At 52.4% G+C, this 15,288-nt stretch carries 13 protein-coding genes; 7 read left to right on the top strand and 6 right to left on the bottom strand.

Features of this window, described 5'->3' with window-relative positions; genetic code table 11:
* Positions 1 to 2: 2 nt before the first annotated feature.
* Complete coding sequence (locus PL263_RS03815; RefSeq protein WP_278211759.1) at positions 3 to 365, bottom strand: HopJ type III effector protein; 363 nt, start codon at positions 363 to 365, stop codon at positions 3 to 5.
* A gap of 414 nt (positions 366 to 779) precedes the next feature.
* On the opposite strand from PL263_RS03815, the gene PL263_RS03810 reads away from it, so the two are divergent.
* The 4 genes from PL263_RS03810 to PL263_RS03795 are packed head-to-tail and all read left to right on the top strand — an operon-like array spanning position 780 to position 5,070.
* Positions 780 to 1,235: a polysaccharide biosynthesis/export family protein gene (locus PL263_RS03810; RefSeq protein ID WP_278211758.1), complete on the top strand. Its 456-nt coding sequence runs from the start codon at positions 780 to 782 to the stop codon at positions 1,233 to 1,235.
* 26 nt (positions 1,236 to 1,261) lie between these two features.
* Entirely contained in the window at positions 1,262 to 2,536 is a 1,275-nt protein-coding gene (locus PL263_RS03805; RefSeq protein ID WP_140912900.1) for a TonB-dependent receptor, read from the top strand.
* Between the two features lies 1 nt (position 2,537).
* The gene (locus PL263_RS03800; protein ID WP_278211757.1) at positions 2,538 to 4,280 is read left to right on the top strand and encodes a Wzz/FepE/Etk N-terminal domain-containing protein; all 1,743 of its coding nucleotides are present in this window, start codon (positions 2,538 to 2,540) and stop codon (positions 4,278 to 4,280) included.
* Between the two features lie 19 nt (positions 4,281 to 4,299).
* On the top strand, positions 4,300 to 5,070 hold the full coding sequence (locus PL263_RS03795) for a CpsD/CapB family tyrosine-protein kinase (protein WP_278211756.1): 771 nt from the start codon (positions 4,300 to 4,302) through the stop codon (positions 5,068 to 5,070).
* Between the two features lie 94 nt (positions 5,071 to 5,164).
* Here the strand turns inward: PL263_RS03795 and acnB are convergent, their stop codons facing one another.
* Genes acnB through PL263_RS03780 form a run of 3 tightly spaced genes read right to left on the bottom strand, consistent with a single transcriptional unit; the run spans position 5,165 to position 9,408 of the window.
* A complete protein-coding gene (acnB, locus tag PL263_RS03790) occupies positions 5,165 to 7,726 on the bottom strand; it encodes a bifunctional aconitate hydratase 2/2-methylisocitrate dehydratase (protein WP_278211755.1) in 2,562 nt (853 codons plus the stop codon).
* A 22-nt stretch (positions 7,727 to 7,748) separates the two neighbouring features.
* Positions 7,749 to 8,375 carry a Uma2 family endonuclease gene (locus PL263_RS03785; protein ID WP_278211754.1) on the bottom strand — a complete coding sequence of 209 codons (627 nt, stop codon included), beginning with the start codon at positions 8,373 to 8,375 and terminating at the stop codon, positions 7,749 to 7,751.
* A gap of 22 nt (positions 8,376 to 8,397) precedes the next feature.
* Positions 8,398 to 9,408 carry an isocitrate/isopropylmalate family dehydrogenase gene (locus PL263_RS03780; protein ID WP_278211753.1) on the bottom strand — a complete coding sequence of 337 codons (1,011 nt, stop codon included), beginning with the start codon at positions 9,406 to 9,408 and terminating at the stop codon, positions 8,398 to 8,400.
* 254 nt (positions 9,409 to 9,662) lie between these two features.
* Between PL263_RS03780 and PL263_RS03775 the strand changes: the two genes are divergently transcribed.
* From PL263_RS03775 to PL263_RS03765, 3 genes are all read left to right on the top strand, one after another.
* Positions 9,663 to 10,577: an ABC transporter ATP-binding protein gene (locus PL263_RS03775; protein WP_278211752.1), complete on the top strand. Its 915-nt coding sequence runs from the start codon at positions 9,663 to 9,665 to the stop codon at positions 10,575 to 10,577.
* Positions 10,574 to 11,869 (top strand): hypothetical protein, encoded by a 1,296-nt coding sequence (locus PL263_RS03770; protein WP_278211751.1) that lies wholly within the window; start codon positions 10,574 to 10,576, stop codon positions 11,867 to 11,869. Before PL263_RS03775 ends, PL263_RS03770 begins: the two co-directional genes overlap by 4 nt.
* A 153-nt stretch (positions 11,870 to 12,022) precedes the next feature.
* Positions 12,023 to 13,888: a hybrid sensor histidine kinase/response regulator gene (locus tag PL263_RS03765; RefSeq protein ID WP_278211750.1), complete on the top strand. Its 1,866-nt coding sequence runs from the start codon at positions 12,023 to 12,025 to the stop codon at positions 13,886 to 13,888.
* Between the two features lie 6 nt (positions 13,889 to 13,894).
* Here the strand turns inward: PL263_RS03765 and PL263_RS03760 are convergent, their stop codons facing one another.
* On the bottom strand, positions 13,895 to 14,275 hold the full coding sequence (locus tag PL263_RS03760) for a PIN domain-containing protein (protein ID WP_278211749.1): 381 nt from the start codon (positions 14,273 to 14,275) through the stop codon (positions 13,895 to 13,897).
* 323 nt (positions 14,276 to 14,598) lie between these two features.
* Positions 14,599 to 15,273, bottom strand: coding sequence for a response regulator transcription factor (locus PL263_RS03755; protein WP_278211748.1), 675 nt, complete (start codon positions 15,271 to 15,273; stop codon positions 14,599 to 14,601).
* Between the last annotated feature and the right edge of the window lie 15 nt (positions 15,274 to 15,288).

Here is a 15,288-nt window from a genome sequence, read left to right as displayed (position 1 = left end):
AACTATTTGGCTTGCAACGCTTCCCCTTCGAATGCGATGCCAGCCCAGCCGTCGCGCATGAAATGTCGGATATTTTGGTGATCGCTGCCGCCCGGATTGCCTAGCACGTCTTTCCGGTAATAGTCGCCAAATAAAGCTAAAGTGTGTTCCGCGGACAGCTTGTGTAGCTTCGCAAATGCGAAAAGTCGGCACGAACCTTCATTCTGCCCGGCCTCGTTTATCAGGCAAGGTTCCAAACCGTTACTGAATCGGGTTGGCCTGTATTCGTAATGGTCGGCAATTACGGCCATCGTTTCTTTAAAATCAATAGCTTGGTTATTTTTTAACTTTTCGAGAAAATCGCTCACCGATATTGGACTATTCATAAAATTCCCATATTATTCGCTCTGTTACAGCCAAAACCGCACAAAACGACTCAATTAAAGGTTATAATTCAAATCGAGGCCTTGTTGCTCGGCACCGCCATTAGCAACAGTCAGGATTGTCTTATTATTGTTATATTCCGTACTTACCATCTGGGCTGCCTGCACAACCGATCGGTTCTTACGGATTTCAACCTCAATAACATCATAAAGGGATACATTTTGAAACAGATAATTACACTTTTATCTTTCTGCCTGTTTTTCCCGGTCGCTACGCTAGCCGAGCCCGATCCAATATCCCAGCCCCCGCAAGCGGAACCCAGCCAATTAACCCCGGCCCCTACGCAATCGCCGAGCCCGAGCGTCATCATCGAACAAACCAACTTCGCCTCCTATCAGCTTTCGCCCGGCGATGCTTTGGAAATCACAGTTTGGAAGGAAGAAGGCCTACAACAGTTGCAAATTTTGATCTCCCCGGACGGTACGATCATTTTTCCGCTGATCGGCACGGTCGGCGCGGCCGGCAAAACCATTACCGAACTGAAAGATAATCTCACCACCCGGCTGTCAGATTACATCGCCGATCCGTCGGTCAGCGTTAAGTTGCTAAACAACCAAGGCAACTCCGTGTTCGTGATCGGCAAGGTCAACAAACCCGGCCAGGTATTTTCCGGCCGCCGCCTCGATGTGTTGCAAGCGCTAAGCTTGGCCGGCGGTTTAACGGTATTTGCCAAGGAAGGGTCAATCAGCATCATCCGCCGCACCGGCGACCAGGTTAAAGTCTTTCCGTTCGATTACGACGACGTAATTAGCGGAGAAGATTTGGAGCAGAATATTCTTCTGGAACCAGGGGATACGGTAACCGTACCCTAATTGGAACTAGATAGGCATTACTATCTATGAAGATTAAGACGGATTTTAAGCTATTCGCATTAGCTCTAATTAGTACGGAACCTTACGCACTAGATTTGCTTTTTAAACCGGATTTCGCATTCAAAGAACGTTACGAAGACAACTTGCGCATGCAAGAGAAACCGATACGCAGTAATTTTATAAGCACAATTTCCCCCGGATTGCTATTTGGTTACCTTGCGGATAACAACGAGTTAAAGACTAATTTCAAGTGGAATCAGCTAATTTACCATGGTGATTCTGATTTAGATTTCGCGGAAAAAATACTCAATCTAAACCACCAATATAAATCTGAATTATTTCGAACAGACGTCTTAGCAGGATATTCTGAAGAGTCTTCTATTAACACCCAGCTAGAAATAGCTGGCAGCGGAGACGTGCAAACTCAAGTTCCTAGGACTACGAAATTTTTGACCCCTAGCTTTACTTACAACTTGAATGCGAAAAATGCAGTTCAAATAGGCTATAGCTATTCAGATGTAACCTTTGAAAGGCAAGACAACCTGCAGAACAGCCTAAGGTATTCCGACTATACCAATCAGCAGCTATCGGGAACCTTAATGCATTCATATTCTGAACGGTTAAACTTCAATCTCACGGGAGCGTATTCCGTTTTCGAATCAGCAAACGAATCCCCAGGGTTTATATTCGGCATCATTCCTGTAAAGACAGGATTCAGCCAAAAATCGACGACCTTTAGTTACCAAGCTGGATTTCAATATTTATTTGACGAGCAAACACAATTAAATTTTTCCGCAGGCATAAGAGACACCACAACTGATGCTAGTCAGTATAATAAACTCGCCAACAGTGATTTGTTTATAAATCAAACAACAAATTCGTCCGATACAATAGGCCACGTGTTCTCTACAAATTTGACGCGCAAAGCTGAGTGGGGGGATTTCTTTATTAGCGCAGGACAGCAACTCAATCCTGCAAGTACTGGTAGCCAACAAACTACGACTTCTTTTTCGGGCCGAGCGCGTTACAACCTAGACGAAAGGTGGCTAGCCGGAATTAATGCCAGCTATATCTCTACAGAAGCAATATCTACATTCAACAATAATAGTAGCGTTGCCAATAACAGAACTTTTACAACTTTAAGCCCCAATATTCAGTGGCGCTGGAGTGACGAAGTTAGTTTTGATTTATCGTATACCTATAGACAACAGGTGTTCGAAAACACTAGTCAGTCGGCAATAGGCAATAGCGTACAACTTCAGTTTTCTTATCAACCGCAAATTAATCGTCAGGTGAAATAGCGTGGAAAATCAAACCATAGATATTAAAGACTATCTAAAAATCATCAAGCGACGCAGACGATTCCTTTTAATCCCTTTTATTATTATTGTTTTGGCCAGCATTTTGTTGGCGGTATTATTGCCAGCAAAATATCGCTCTAGCGCTACGATTCTTATTGAGGCTCAAGAAATTCCAGCAGACTTGGTTCACTCAACGGTAACGACATTCGCCGAACAGCGAATTCAGATGATAAGTCAACGAATTATGACAAGACCGAATCTGACAGAAATCATCAAAAAATATAATCTTTACGCTGCAGAAAGATTAAAAAAGCCCGAGGAGGTTATTCTTGAAAAAATGCGTAGCCTCATCAAAGTAGAGACAATCAGTGCTGATGTAGGTGATCAAAAAACAAACAGAGCAACTCAGGCTACCATAGCATTCACTCTGACGTTTGAAGACAAATCAGCCGAATTAGCCCAAAAAGTAGCCAACGAATTGACATCGCTTTTTCTGAAAGAAAATATTAAATCTCGCACTGAGTCTGCCGAAAACGCCGCGCTATTTTTGAGCGAAGAATCCAAACGTTTGAAAGCAAAAATACAGGAGATTCAAGAAAAACTCGCCACTTTCAAAGAAAAAAACCTAAATCAATTACCTCAAATCAGCGCCCTCAATCAACAGGAGTTGACCTCATTAAGTAACCAGTTATTATCGCTTGACAGTCAAGAACGGTCATTGCAAGACAGACGCTTCTATTTAGAAGGTGAGCTTGCTCAAATCGATCCAAATGCAATGGCTACGAATGCGGTTGGTAACCGGGTATTCGACATGAAAGATCGCTTAAAAGAACTGCAGTCGCAATACCCCTCTTTAATTGCCAGTTTCTCTGCGAACCATCCGGACGTTATAAAAGTAAAACGTGAAATCGAATCGCTGCAAAAAGAAATTGGTTCGAATGCGGATATTAATAATTTAAATGCGGAACTCACTCAGAAAAAAGCTGAATTGGCGCTCTTATTAAAACAATACTCCGAAAAACACCCAGACGTCGTAAAACTACAGAAACAAATTACCGCTTTGCAAAAAAGCTTAGTGGATGCCAAAGCGAACGAATATTCGAATTCGTCTATAAAACCGGACAATCCGGCCTACATAACACTCAAATCTCAACTCGATTCGGTCAATACTGAGATAGAATCGCTGAACTATACGCGTGGCCGGATTCAAAGCAAAATCGAAGATTTGCGTAATAACTTGCGCCAGTCGCCTTTAGTAGAGAAAGAATACTCCGATTTGATACAGGACTTGGATAACACTAATCTGCGCTATCGGGAAGTTAGTGCCAGAGAAATGGAAGCCCAAATCTCCCAACAGCTGGAAATCGAGAGAAAAGGCGAACGCTTTACTTTGATCGACCCGCCGCAAGAACCTCTGGAACCGGTCAGCCCCAACCGAGTAGCGATCTTACTACTAGGCATTGTGCTGGCGACGGCAAGCGGATTTGGTTCGGTGGCTTTGGCGGAAATGCTCGACCCTACTTTAAATAGCGCTAAAGCGGTGGGATTGATTTTGGGATTCGAACCGTTGGCCGCAATCCCTTATTTGGAAAATCAGATTGAATTTCAAAAACGAGCTACGGAACGAAAAATGCTGATAGGCGGACTGATAGCCGCCTTCTTGCTGGGTATGGCGGCATTTCATTTTATTATCATGCCGCTCGACGTATTCTGGTACAAACTGTTGCGTGTAATTGGCAATTAACAGGCCAAGGAAATTAGGAATGAACTCAATCCAAAATACTGTAGAAGCTAGTAGTGGTAACGTCCGCTTCGACGACAAAGTCAACATCGCCTATACCCAAACCCGGGTCCATAAACCCGACCAGAGCCTGCTCAAGCAAAATCGGGTTCTTTGTGCCGATTCGCCAAGTAAGTGGCTTGAATCTTATCGGATGTTGCGGACCCGTTGCGTGCAGCAAATGGATGCGATGGAATGGAAAACGGTTGCCATCACCAGCACCAGCGGCGGCTCCGGCAACAGCTTAACCGCAGTCAATCTGGCGATCAGCGTAGCGATGGAGTTGGATAGGACGGCGTTATTAGTCGACGCCAATCTGCGTAATCCGAGCATAGACCGTTTATTCGGCATCAAAGCCGATTCCGGTCTCAGCGACTATTTGTTGAACGATAAGGAAATCAGCTCGATGCTGGTCAATCCCGGTGTGGAGCGGTTGGTGGTACTTCCCGCCGGCAAGCCGCTGTTCAATGCTACCGAGATGTTGCGCTCGCCGAAGATGGTCCGGCTGGTCAACGAATTGAAAAGCCGTTATCCGTCGCGGATTATCATTTTCGATATGCCGCCAATCCTGTCGCATGACGATACGTTGGGATTCTCGCCTTACGTGGACAGCGTACTGTTGGTTGTGGAAGAAGGCCACACCAAAACCGACGAACTAAAAAACGCTGCATCTTTACTAAAAGACGCTAACGTTTTGGGTGCAGTGTTTAACAAGGCTACCGACAACAAAATCGGCTTCAACGAAGCGGCGTAACAGCCGTATTACCCCGCCGCAAAGCAGCAAATCGACCAACAGCGAAACACACGGACCTACCTGCGACTCAGGTAGGCCGGTTTGTTTAGCTAGTCTATAAAGCAACTTGCTTGGCTTTATCCTGGTAACTGTCGATCTGATCGAAATTCAGGTAGCGGTAGGTATCGGCACTGGATTTTTCGATTGTCGCCGCATACTGCATATACTCTGCCGCGCTCGGAATTTTTCCCAGCAACGAACAGACCGCCGCCAGTTCAGCCGAAGACAGAAACACGTTGGTGTTATTGCCCAAACGGTTGGGGAAGTTTCGCGTCGAGGTCGACACCACGGTCGCCCCGTCCGCCACCCGCGCCTGGTTACCCATGCACAGCGAACAGCCGGGCATCTCAGTACGGGCACCCACCTTGCCGAACGTGCCGTAATAGCCCTCTTCCACCAATTGGTTTTGATCCATTTTGGTTGGCGGCGCCACCCATAATCGGGTCGGCAGGGCGGCGGCTTTTTCCAACAACTTGCCGGCGGCGCGGAAATGGCCGATGTTGGTCATGCAGGAACCGATAAAGACCTCATCGATCTTGGTGCCGGCCACTGCCGACAACGGCTTGATGTCGTCTGGATCGTTCGGGCAAGCCAATAAGGGCTCGGTGATTTGGCCCAAGTCGATTTCGATGATTTCAGCATATTCGGCGTCCTTGTCCGCTTCCATCAATACCGGCTTATCCAGCCAGTCCTGCATGGTTTTGATCCGGCGTTGGATGGTCCGGGCGTCGCCGTAACCTTCGGCAATCATCCATTTCAACAAGGTGATGTTGGAGTTCAGATATTCACGGATCGGCGCTTCGTTGAGTTTGATGGTGCAACCTCCTGCCGAACGCTCGGCCGAGGCATCGGAAATTTCGAAGGCTTGCTCGACTTTCAAATCCGGCAAACCTTCAATTTCCAGAATCCGGCCGGAGAACACGTTCTTTTTACCTTGTTTGGCGACGGTCAACAAGCCGCGCTGGATCGCCGCGTACGGGATCGCGTTAACCAAGTCGCGCAAGGTAATGCCGGGCTGCATAGAGCCCTTAAAACGCACCAACACTGATTCCGGCATATCCAGCGGCATCACGCCAGTGGCGGCGGCAAATGCCACCAAGCCGGAACCGGCCGGGAACGAGATACCGATCGGAAAACGGGTATGCGAGTCGCCACCGGTGCCCACGGTGTCCGGCAACAGCATGCGGTTCAACCAGGAGTGAATCACGCCGTCGCCGGGACGTAAGCTTACACCACCGCGCGTCATGATGAAGTCCGGCAAGGTATGCTGCATTTGCACATCGACCGGCTTTGGGTAAGCGGCGGTGTGGCAGAAAGACTGCATCACCAGATCGGCCGAGAAGCCCAGGCAAGCCAGGTCTTTCAATTCGTCGCGGGTCATCGGTCCGGTGGTGTCCTGCGAGCCGACCGTGGTCATTTTCGGTTCGCAGTAGCTGCCCGGCCTCACACCGGCCACGCCGCACGCTTTGCCGACAATTTTTTGCGCCAGCGTATAGCCTTTGCCGGTATCGGCCGCGGCGCCCAAGCGGCGGAATACCGCTGAAGCCGGCAAGCCCAAAGCCTGTCTGGCTTTATCGGTCAAACCGCGGCCGATAATCAACGGAATCCGGCCGCCGGCGCGGACTTCGTCGAGAATCACGTCGGTTTTGAGTTTAAATTCGCACACCACGTCATCGGTACCGTGGCGTTTGACGACGCCCTGATAGGGATAAATATCGATCACGTCGCCCATCGCCATGCCGGTCACATCGCATTCGATCGGCAACGCGCCGGAATCTTCCATGGTATTGAAGAAAATCGGCGCAATCTTGCCGCCGATGCAGACGCCGCCGGCGCGTTTATTGGGAATGTAGGGAATATCGTCGCCCATGAACCACAACACCGAGTTGGTGGCCGATTTGCGCGAAGAGCCGGTACCGACCACGTCGCCGACATAAGCCACCGGAAAACCCTTGGCTTTCAGTTCGGTAATTTGCTGCTCGGCATTGGTGATGCCATCGCGCGGCATTTTCAGCATCGCTTTGGCGTGCAACGGAATATCCGGCCGCGACCAGGCGTCCGGCGCCGGTGACAGATCGTCGGTGTTGGTTTCGCCGGTGACTTTGAACACAGTGACGGTCAATTTCTGCGGAACTTCCGGCCGGCTGGTAAACCATTCGGCGTCGGCCCAAGATTGCAGTACCTGTTTGGCGTAGACATTGCCGGCTGCCGCTTTTTCCTGGACATCGTGGAAGGCGTCGAAAATCAGCAAAATTTGCGACAAGGATTTGGCGGCAATCGGCGCCAGCGCGGTGTGTTCAAGCAAGTCGATCAGCGGTGCGACGTTGTATCCGCCGAGCATGGTGCCCAGCAATTCGGTGGCTTTTTCCGCGGTAATCAGCGGGGACGACGCTTCGCCTTTGGCGATCGCAGTCAAAAAGCCGGCCTTGACATAAGCCGCTTCATCGACGCCGGCCGGAATTCGGTTTTCCAGCAAATCGACCAAAAAGGCTTCTTCTCCGGCAGGCGGATTTTTCAACAGTTCGACCAGCGCCGCGACTTGCTCGGCGTCCAGCGGTTTCGGAACGATGCCCTCGGCGGCGCGTTCGGCGACGTGTTTTCGGTATTGTTCTAGCATGATGATTTCCGGTAAAAAAAAATTAGGCTTGGGATGCGTTGGCTTCGGCATTAGCTTGAGCCAGCGCTTGCTCGGCGATGAAGGTCCGCATGTCTTCGTTGTCGACGCGAGCATAAATGTCGGCGACGCCGAGAATCAATCCGACTGATTCGAAAGGCACGTCGTCGCCGAGAAAATAGTGATTGGAAACCCAACCCTCACTACGGCGACAGACTTCGACATCGACGATGTCTTGTTCGATCAGCACGTATTCCTGCAAGCTCGGAATGCTTTGGTAGACACGGCGTTTGATAGTTTCGTCGAGGCGGCGGGTGGATTTAGACAGGACCTCGACGACCAGTAGCGGGGCTTCGGTATAGTACTCGCTGGTATAATTTTGATCGCATACCACCATCGCATCCGGATAAAACACGTGTCTATCGGTTTTAATCTTGACGTTGGAGCCAAAGGCTTCGCACGGTTTGTCCCGCAAGTAATTTCGCAATTCGGCAAACACATTACCGGCAATTCGCTCGTGGTTTAAGCTAGCTCCGGACATCGCATAGACCTGACCGTCCAAATACTGGTGCTTGGTATCGCTTGCCAGTTCACCCGCCAAGTAATCTTCGATCGAAATCAAGGCTTGCTCGAATCTTGGTTGCGCACTCATACCCGCCTCCGCCGCTGATTAATCACTCCATCGCATCGACGATGGCCTGCCCCATTTCTTTAGTGCCGTATTGGCTGGCCGGATTCAAATCCGGCGTCACATAAACGCCTGCGTTGACCACCTTCTGGATCGCATTCAGCATCCGAGTTGCCGCTTCATGTTCGCCCAAGTGATTCAACATCATCACGCCGGCCATCATCACCGCGGTTGGATTGGCGATGTTTTTACCGGCGATGTCCGGTGCGCTGCCGTGCACCGCTTCGAACAAGGCCGCGTCCTCACCGATGTTGGCGCCGGGAATCAGCCCCAAGCCACCCACCAAACCGGCGGTCAAATCGGACAGGATGTCACCGAACATATTGGTGGTCACGACCACGTCGAATTGCTCCGGCTTCATAACCATGTGCATACAGGCGGCATCGACGATTTTCTCTTCGAATTCGATATCCGGATATTTGGCGGCGACTTCGCGAGCGGTTTTCAGGAACAGGCCCTGAGTGTATTTCAGGATATTGGCCTTATGGCAAACCGTGACTTTTTTACGACCGTTGTCGATCGCGTATTTGAAGGCATAATCGACGATGCGCTCGGAACCGGCCTTGGTCACAACCGCCAAGCTTTCGGCAATATCCTTGGCCGGGGTTAAATAGTGTTCCAGACCGACGTACAAACCTTCGGTGTTTTCGCGGACGATGACGATGTCGACATCGTCGTAACGGGTTTTAACGCCGTTCCAGCTTTTGGCCGGACGCACGTTGGCGTAAAGGTCGTATTGCTTGCGCAGTTCCACGTTGATACTTCTGAAGCCCTCGCCAACCATCGTGGTTAGCGGCCCTTTGAACGCCACCCGGGTCTGGGCGATCGATTCCATCGTCGCATCGGGCAATGGCGTACCGGTCCGCTCATAAGCCGACATGCCGGCGTCTGCTTCGTGCCAGTGGATTTTCGCACCGGAGGCGTTAATCACCGCGACTGCGGCTTCCATAATCGAAGGACCGATACCATCACCTTTGATCAACGTGACGTTGTGCATTCATATCTCCTGCTTTTGTTTAAAAATGGTGCTCATGATACACCGTTTCGGTGCGCCGGCCCATGTGGGCGGCGCGCCGGTCAGGGGCCGGCCACCCTGGGTTGCCGATGGAATCCCAGTACTTGGCCGTCCTCAATATCTTCTCCAAGCAAATCTTGTACCGACAATCATTTTGGCCTGTGGACTTTTGCGGCCAAGCTTTTCGCCGAAATTATCGGTATTATCCGGTTTAACTCCACCGCAAGGTCTTGCCGATGATTACAGTCGATGATCTGATTTTCGAATATCCCGGCCTGCGCGCGTTGGACCGGGCGAGTTTTAGCGTCCCGCAAGGCCGCATCACAGCTTTGGTCGGCCCGAACGGCGCCGGCAAGACCACCTTACTGCGCTGCATGGCGGCGTTGGAGCAACCCGTCAGCGGCAGCATTGAAATCGGCGGGATCGACGTACTGGAACAACCGCGCGCTTGCCACCGCATCATCGGCTACTTGTCAGACTTTTTCGGGCTTTTCCAACGCCTGACTGTGCGCCAATGTCTGCACTACGTGGCCCGCGCCCAGGGCATCGCCGCAGCCGATTGCGTTGCAGCAATCGCCGATGTGGCGAAGGGCCTACAAATCGAAGAACGGCTAGACCAGTACCCCGGCGCATTGTCGCGCGGTCTGCGGCAGCGGGTTGCAATCGCCCAGGCCATCATCCACAAACCCGCCGTGGTACTGTTGGATGAACCGGCCTCCGGCTTGGACCCGGAAGCCCGCCACCAGTTGGCCGAACTGTTTCTGCAGTTGCAGCGCCAGGGCATGACCTTGATGGTGTCGTCGCATATCCTGGCAGAACTGGAGGCGTACAGCACCGACATGTTGGTGCTACGCCAGGGCCGCATCGTCGAGCATGCCGTGATCAACGCGCAGGCGCTACGCAAACCGTTCCGCCTGGTATTAGCTGGCGCATACCCGCAATTGGCCGAGACCCTGCAAAAACTGCAGGGAGTGGAGCTGGTGCGCACCGATCAGGACCGTATGGCGATCGTCAATCTGGAAAACGACGGCGGCCGCCAACATCAGGTGCTGAAAGCATTGCTCGATGCCGGCCTGCCGGTGTGCGAATTCGGCCCTGCTACGGTCAATCTGCAAGACGCCTATCTGCAAACCCTGCATAAACAGCCATGACCACCAATCCCGAATTCGAACGCCAATTGCTGCTGGAATGCCCGCCGGCCCGCCTCAGCTCGGCTACTGCGGTGCTCGGCACCGTTTTCGCGTTCTGCTATTTTCTGGACGACTACCGCTTCGGCTCGATCAGCAGCGCCGCAGCGCTGGGCCTGTTCTGGCTGATTACGCTGCTGTGGGGCGCCCGCCAAAGCCTGGACAGCATCGTCGACGAATACCGCGACCGCACTTGGGACACGCAACGCTTATCGGCGTTGGGACCGTGGCAAATGGCCTGGGGCAAATTGTTGGGCAGCACCAGCATGGTCTGGTACTGCGCCGGTTTTTGCCTGTTGGTGTATACCTTGTCGGCCGGCCAGAGCACCGACCTGCCCCGCTTTTACTTTTATGCCATCGTCGGCGGCTTGTTGGTGCAAAGTGCGGCGTTGTTATTGGGGCTATTAGCGGTTGGGCGCGGCCAAACCAAGACCGGCTCGATTCTGCTGCCGGCGCTGATCGGTTTTGCCGTGGTCGCACCGCAACTCGGCGACTTATCGGAAATCGCCGGTCTGGGTTCCGCCGGATTTCGCTGGCAACCGTGGTACGGCTGGCAATTTGCCCAACAGGATTTCCACCAATTCAGCCTGTTCTGCGCCGTGTTCTGGTGCATGGTCGCCAATTACCGGCTGCTGGCGCAAGCCCTAGGACTACGCAAGCCGCCAACGGCCTGGCTCGGCTTCATAGTATTTTTGGTGGTTTATCTGGGCGGACTGATACCGTCCGGCAATTTTGGCTTGGCGCTGGCCGGATTCGGCGTTTGCGGCGGCTTGACATACCTAAGTGTCGTCGCCGAACCCCAGCAACCAATGCAAATCAAGCGCTTGCTGGATTATTACCGGCAACACAACTGGCGCCGGGTAATAGAAGAATTCCCGCTAAGCTGGCTGAGCTTCGCGCTGGCCTTGCCGTTTGCGCTATACCTCAGCGCCAATCGAGCCCATATCGCCTGGTTCGAGTTATCCTTGCACAGCTATCCATTGGCAGCACTATTGCTGATCTTGCGCGACTGCGCGATTTACGTTTACCTCTGCTACGGCAAAAACCCGCAAAGGGCATTTAATTTAAGTTTGCTGGCAGCGGTGTTGCTATACGGCGTGCTACCCGGCCTGTTCAGCGCCCTGGGCATGCCCAGCCTGTCGGCGTTATTTTTTCCGCTCTGCGCAGATTCCGCGTTGGCTGCCCTGCTCTATGCCGCTCTGCAAAGCGCCCTGGTCTTGCGTTTGGCTTATCAGCGTTGGCGGCAAACCGTCTAATAAAAAGAACCGTTTGGACCGTTAGAAATTACCTTGCCTAATTCTGGATTAGCCGGGAGAATGCCGACCGAGCCATAACAACAAAGCCACGCCGCCAGCGCTTGCGAGCCTCCGCCAACAGCCGCTGTCTGCACCGCACAAGGGATCGGTAACATGCTCAGTTCCAGGCCGTTCGTCGCACATTTTTCAGTAAAATCCTTTCTCGGGCCGCCGGCCGCACCGGCCTCTATTTCCTTTAATCTCAAAGAATTGTGTGCCGCGCTTACACCCCGCCGGCTATTTGCCATTCCGCAATTCGATGCCGACACCGAACAGGAATTTTGGCGCGAACGTTACCGGGTACTGCTGTCCCCGCTGAAATGGGCGCTGGCCCTGGGCGCTTGCGCTTTTCTAGCCTATATCCTGCTCGATCTACACACCGGAACTGCCTCTAAAGCCAACGCGTGTATGCGCCTGCCGATCGTGCTGCTGCTATTCGGTCTGTTCCACTATTTGCAACAGTGTCCAAACGCAGCAGACAAAATCAACGGTGTCGCCAAACTGAGCGCCGGCTTGTCTGCAATCCAGCTGATCGCCGTGCTGTTGATCGAGGACAACCCGCGCTACTACCAGGAAACCTGGCCGGCGCTGCTGCCGATGTATTTTTTCAGTTACGGCCAGATGTTCATGTCGTTGCGGGCGACGATAGGTTTTGGCTGGAGCACGACGTTGGCGATGCCGCTGGCCGGCTACTGGCTGGGTTTGAGCATCGTCGATTTGATTCCGTCGATATTAAACCTGTGTATCGTCAACCTGTTCGGCGTCTGCACCCGCTGCCAACTGGAAGCTTACGCCCGCAATTCGTTTCGGGAAAAACGCAAAGTCGAAATCATCGCCGAACGCAAAAGCTGCTTCCTGCGCCAGCTCAGCCACAACCTGCGGCAACCCTTGCAGGCCTTGAACTGTTACGCATCGGTCCTGGAAACGGCCTGCGCCGAACCGGCCGGCCAGCACTTGCAAGCAATCGCCGGTCGCATGGGCTTTGCCATCGACGAACTCAGCCGGGCCATCAACCACATCCTGGACATCGGCAACCTGGAGAACGGCACTCAGCGGCCATTGTTGACTCACGTCGACATCAACCTGCTGCTGGCCGGGCTGGAAAATCAATTCGCCCCGCAAGCCGCCAAGCGCGATCTGAAATTGATCGTGCATCTGCGGCAAAGCCCGCCGTTCAATGTCTACAGCGATCCCAGCATTTTGAGCCAAATCATCGGCAACCTGCTGGATAACGCCATCAAATACACCCAAAGCGGCTGGATCGTCGTGTCAGCAGTCAAAATCGGCCCGGACCGGTTAAAGCTGCACGTTCGCGACAGCGGGCCCGGCATCGCCGCTGAGGTGCAAGGCGAGATTTTCAAGGAATTCGTCCGCGGCCGGCGCCGCACGTCAGACCAGACGGTTCCCGGTTTAGGCATCGGCCTGGCCTACGTCGCCACCGCCATTCAACACCTACCCGAACATCGGCTGGAATTGTGTTCCCGCCCCCAACACGGTAGCGATTTTCGCATCGAACTACCGATCGTCCACTCCGCCGAAGCCGCAGGCAATTCGCCGACGCAAACCGGGGACTTGGCCGGCCGATATATTTTAGCGGTGGACGACGACGCCGAAATGCTGGCAGCGCTGAGCTGCCAACTCCGGGCTTGGGGCTGCGACGTGCAAACCGCCACGACGCTGGCCGAAACCCGACTGGCATTGGCCGACAATCTTTTGGTTCCGGATCTATTGATTACCGACTTTTACCTTGGCAACCAAGAAACCGCCCACGACATCGTCGCCGCGGTCCACGCCGACTGCGGCCCGCTACCGATTCTGGTGCTATCCGCGGCCGGTATCAGCGATCAGGACAAAGCCAAATGGCCGGCCAACACTGGTCTGCTGCGCAAACCTGCAAGGTCGGACGTGTTGATGGGGATGATGGTTAAGGCGCTGGAGCTAGAAAAAAATAATTCGCCAACTACAGTGACGAGATATTAATCCGGTTTAATCGGGTTGGTAATGATCAAGCATCAGACCCTTGATCTGGGAAAAGTGTTTGACGTTGCTGCTGCATAACAGCTCCTTGCGCGCCATAGCGGTAGCAGCAATCAAGGCGTCGCCCATTTCCATACTGTGACTCAGCGCAAATTGGCGAACCAGTTGTCTGGCGTGATACGAAATCCCATGATCGACTTCATGAATGTTGAATTGTAGGGCTTGCAGCATATTTTCGAAGATCGCCAATTCCTTTTTGTTTCGACAAAACGGCACATACTCCATGTAGGTGACTGCGGAAATGGACCGTTGCTGAGTATCAAGAATCAACTGTTTGGCTGAGACGACGCCACGGTCGGCATAGATCAAAATATTGGTATCAAAGATCACTCAGCCGACTCCGGCGACCTCTACGGATATTACGCAATTCATCTTCCACGGTCACGATACTGGCATCACGATGCATACCAAAAAACTCATTCATTGCCGCTTCTTGCTCCTCCGAGTTAACAGTGGGCACGGCAGGATGAACGACGCCAACTACTTGGCCATGATACGTAATCTCGACACACTCCCCGCGTTTAAGGGCATCGATCAGAGCTTTGTGTTTCGATTGAAGTTGGGATGCTGTGAGCTGCATGACAGAAACAAATAATTACTTTAGATTAACTATTTTATCATTTTAGAGGGACAAAACAATGTCTATGCGATCCTCAAGGTGCCGCCCCCGGCAAACCAAACACAATCCCCTGCTCGAATAATTTCACCAATAACTCGGTGCGCCGCGACACGCCGAATTTCTGAAAAATCGGCCGCAGGTGGTTCCTGACCGTCTGTTCCTGGATATGCAATTTGTTGGCGATCGACTTGTTGGTGTACCCGCAAGCGATCCAACGCAAAATTTCAAACTCGCGCGGCGTCAAGCCCAAGTTGGCTGGGTTGCTGACCGGCCGAATACCGGCTTCCGCCTCCGCGCCTGTTGCCTGTGACGAAGCTTTACCGGCCATCGTCGCCGGCAAATACACCTTGCCGGACAATACGTCGCGTAAGGCCTCGACAAAAGCCTGCCGCGAAACAGTTTTCACGACAAAACCCATCGCCCCGGATTTCAAAGCCTGAAACACCAATTCCCTGTCCTCCACGCCGGAAAACATCACGACGCATAAATCCGGAAATTCTTGTTTTAGTTCGGCCAAGCCCTCCAGACCATTGCGATCCGGCAACTGCAAATCCAGTAGCACCAAATTCAACGCCTGCTCGCGGGCAATCGCCAAGCCGGCCGCAAAGTTCTCCGCCTCGAATACCTGCACATCCGGGTAAATCTGTTTCAACAAACACGCCACGCCCTCACGGGCGCAGAAGTGATCGTCTATTAACAAAATATTCACAGCCACGGACCTCCT

Source organism: Methylomonas sp. EFPC3 (assembly GCF_029643245.1).
Lineage (GTDB): Bacteria > Pseudomonadota > Gammaproteobacteria > Methylococcales > Methylomonadaceae > Methylomonas > Methylomonas koyamae_B.
Note: the sequence above shows the minus strand (reverse complement) of the source record. Positions and strands in the feature narration are given on the sequence as shown.

Coding starts and splice junctions, on each gene's coding strand:
- PL263_RS03815 (WP_278211759.1), bottom strand. CDS start 365: ATGAATAGTCCAATATCGGTGAGCGATTTTCTCGAAAAGTTAAAAAAT.
- PL263_RS03805 (WP_140912900.1), top strand. CDS start 1,262: ATGAAGATTAAGACGGATTTTAAGCTATTCGCATTAGCTCTAATTAGT.
- PL263_RS03795 (WP_278211756.1), top strand. CDS start 4,300: ATGAACTCAATCCAAAATACTGTAGAAGCTAGTAGTGGTAACGTCCGC.
- acnB (WP_278211755.1), bottom strand. CDS start 7,726: ATGCTAGAACAATACCGAAAACACGTCGCCGAACGCGCCGCCGAGGGC.
- PL263_RS03785 (WP_278211754.1), bottom strand. CDS start 8,375: ATGAGTGCGCAACCAAGATTCGAGCAAGCCTTGATTTCGATCGAAGAT.
- PL263_RS03780 (WP_278211753.1), bottom strand. CDS start 9,408: ATGCACAACGTCACGTTGATCAAAGGTGATGGTATCGGTCCTTCGATT.
- PL263_RS03775 (WP_278211752.1), top strand. CDS start 9,663: ATGATTACAGTCGATGATCTGATTTTCGAATATCCCGGCCTGCGCGCG.
- PL263_RS03770 (WP_278211751.1), top strand. CDS start 10,574: ATGACCACCAATCCCGAATTCGAACGCCAATTGCTGCTGGAATGCCCG.
- PL263_RS03765 (WP_278211750.1), top strand. CDS start 12,023: ATGCTCAGTTCCAGGCCGTTCGTCGCACATTTTTCAGTAAAATCCTTT.